We start from the raw sequence: 2,736 nt of genomic DNA, 5'->3' as shown, positions 1-2,736 counted from the left end.
GGGGGGGGGGGGGGGGGGTTCGTCCCGGTCCTGTGGATTACGTCTGGAAGTTCGAGCGGCTGCTGCGCCGGTCGGAGTACTGGCACAACCGGCCCAAGACGCCCCTCACCGTGTTTTGGGGCAAGTTTCTCTCGCTACGGCTGGCGCGCATGGAAGCTCGGCTCGGGTTCTCGATCCCGCTCAACGTCTTCGACAGCGGGCTCAGCATCGCGCATGTTGGCCCTATCGTCGTCAGCCCCTATGCGCGCATCGGCAGGAACTGCAGAATCCACGTGGGCGTGAACATAGGTACGCGGGCTGGCGTGCCCGATGAGGCTCCGACCATTGGCGACGACGTCTACATTGGGCCGGGTGCGAAGCTGTTCGGGCGCATTGAGGTGTCCGACCGCATCGCCGTGGGGGCGAACGCCGTGGTGAACAAGAGTTTCGGCGAGCCGGGTATCTCTATCGGTGGAGTGCCAGCCAAGAAGATCAGCGACAAGGGAAACCCCGACTACAAGGGAGGCAAGCCTGAATGATAAAGGAGCTAGCCAAGAGGATCCTCTATCCGCATGCTCACTCGTCCGAGGCGTTCGCGGACTATCTTAGGCGCAGGGGCGTCGAGGTCGGCGAGGGGTGCTACTTCTTCGACGCGCAGACCATCAACGTCGACCTGCAGCGGCCGCACATGCTTCGGTTTGGGAAGTACGTGAAGGTAACCGGGTATGTGCACATTCTCTGCCATGACTACAGTCGCTCAGTAGTGTTGCAATCTGGGGGGGCATTTCGGAGAGGCTGGAGAAACAGTCATTGGGGACAATGTCTTCATTGGCGCTCACGCCATCGTGCTGATGGGATCCAATATTGGCGCAAACTCAATTATTGGCGCAGGTTCGGTTGTCTCCGGCTCATGGCCTGAAGGCTCTGTAATCGCAGGCAATCCAGCCAGGCTCGTTTGTTCTTTATCTGAATTTGCCTCAAAACGGCAGGAACGAGAACTCGAGAGTGCCGTTGCTTATGCGAGCGCGTATAAAAAACGTAATGGCTGTTGGCCAAGCGTTAATCAGATGTCAAATGCTTTTGCATGGCTTTATTTGCCACATTCCGAAGAAACTCTTCATAAATGTCCAGGGCTTTTCACGTTAAACGGAGTCGATCCAAATGTGCTCAAAAAGGAATTCCTTAGATCTCAGCCCAAGTTTGATAGTTTTCAAGATTTTTTGGAATATTGCGCCAAGAATCCAGTTTGAAATCGAAGCCTTAGTTAGTAATTCTGGGATGCCAGCCTACGCCCCTGCTTAAGAGCGGCTTAGAGTCATCTAAATGAAGTGCAGGTGTGACTTATGATCCATTACCTGCAGAAGTAGTCACAATTCGTATGAATTAATGTTCTTTGACAATTGGAGAATGACATGAAGATCGCTGTTGCCGGTACCGGCTACGTCGGCCTGTCCCTCGTCGTCCTGCTCTCTCAGCACAACGAGGTCCACGCGCTGGATATCGTGCCCGAGAAGGTCGAGAAGATCAACAACTACATATCGCCCATCCAGGATGACGAGATTGAGCGCTTCCTGACAGAGGCCAAGGCGGGGGAGCGCGAGCTCGACCTGCACGCCACTGTCGACGTGGCCGAGGCCTATGCGGGCGCCGACTACGCCGTAATCGCCACACCCACCAACTACGACTCCGATAAGAACTTCTTTGATACTTCCTCCGTCGAGGCTGCCATCGCCGCCGTTCGCTCGGTGAACCCGGATGCCTGGATCGTCATCAAGTCGACGATTCCCGTCGGCTACACCGCGGGCCTGCGCGAGAGGCTGGGCGACAGCAAGATCTTCTTCAGCCCCGAGTTCCTGCGCGAGAGCAAGGCCCTCTACGACAACCTGCACCCCAGCCGCATCGTGGTGGGCGCGCCCAAGGAGGACGTCGACGCCGTCGCGGCTGCCGAGCGCTTCGCACGCCTGCTTGCCCAAGGGGCGGATCCCGCCGAGCTGGAGCGTGTGAACGCTGACGGAACCATCGGCATCCCAGAACTCGTGCTGGGCACCACCGAGGCCGAGGCCGTGAAACTCTTTGCCAACACCTACCTGGCGCTGCGCGTGGCCTACTTCAACGAGCTCGACACCTACTGCGAGGTCCGCGACCTCAACACCCGCGATGTCATCGACGGCGTGTGCTTGGAGCCGCGCATCGGCAGCCACTACAACAACCCCAGCTTCGGATACGGCGGCTACTGCCTGCCCAAGGACACCAAGCAGCTGCTGGCCAACTACAGGGACGTGCCCCAGAACCTGATCGAGGCCATCGTGGATGCCAACCGCACCCGCAAGGACTTCGTGGCCGACGAGGTGCTGCAGATGGTGTGGGACCGTGTGTACGCCGGCAAGGAGAAGCCGGTCGTGGGCGTCTACCGCCTGACGATGAAGTCGAACTCCGACAACTTCCGCGCGAGCTCCATCCAGGGCGTCATGAAGCGCGTGAAGGCCAAGGGCGTGCCCGTGGTGGTCTACGAGCCCACGCTGGACGCGCCGGAGTTCTTCGGCTCCGAGGTGACCCACGACCTGGAGGCCTTCAAGGCCGGCTGCGACGTTATCGTCGCCAACCGCTGGAGCGACGAACTCGCGGACGTGGCGGACAAGGTGTACACGCGGGATTTGTTTAAGCGGGATTAGGGAAGAGGGCGGAACCAGGCTGATCCGCTTCAATCATTCGCTATTTTAACCGCGTCGAGGGCGGGGGTGTTCGGCATTAGCCGAT

The 2,736-nt window shown here is 58.8% G+C and carries 2 protein-coding genes and 1 pseudogene; all 3 read left to right on the top strand.

Annotated elements, in window-relative coordinates; genetic code table 11:
• Window positions 1-518 (top strand): annotated as a pseudogene (locus DW233_RS01640) (hypothetical protein); the annotation flags it as partial.
• Between the two features lie 234 nt (window positions 519-752).
• The gene (locus tag DW233_RS10570) at window positions 753-1,229 is read left to right on the top strand and encodes a DapH/DapD/GlmU-related protein (RefSeq protein WP_118266351.1); all 477 of its coding nucleotides are present in this window, start codon (window positions 753-755) and stop codon (window positions 1,227-1,229) included.
• A gap of 162 nt (window positions 1,230-1,391) precedes the next feature.
• A complete protein-coding gene (locus tag DW233_RS01630; protein WP_118266349.1) occupies window positions 1,392-2,651 on the top strand; it encodes a nucleotide sugar dehydrogenase in 1,260 nt (419 codons plus the stop codon).
• Window positions 2,652-2,736: the final 85 nt, after the last annotated feature.

It is taken from the genome of Collinsella sp. AM20-15AC (genome assembly GCF_003471405.1).
Lineage (GTDB): Bacteria > Actinomycetota > Coriobacteriia > Coriobacteriales > Coriobacteriaceae > Collinsella.
Note: the sequence above shows the minus strand (reverse complement) of the source record. Positions and strands in the feature narration are given on the sequence as shown.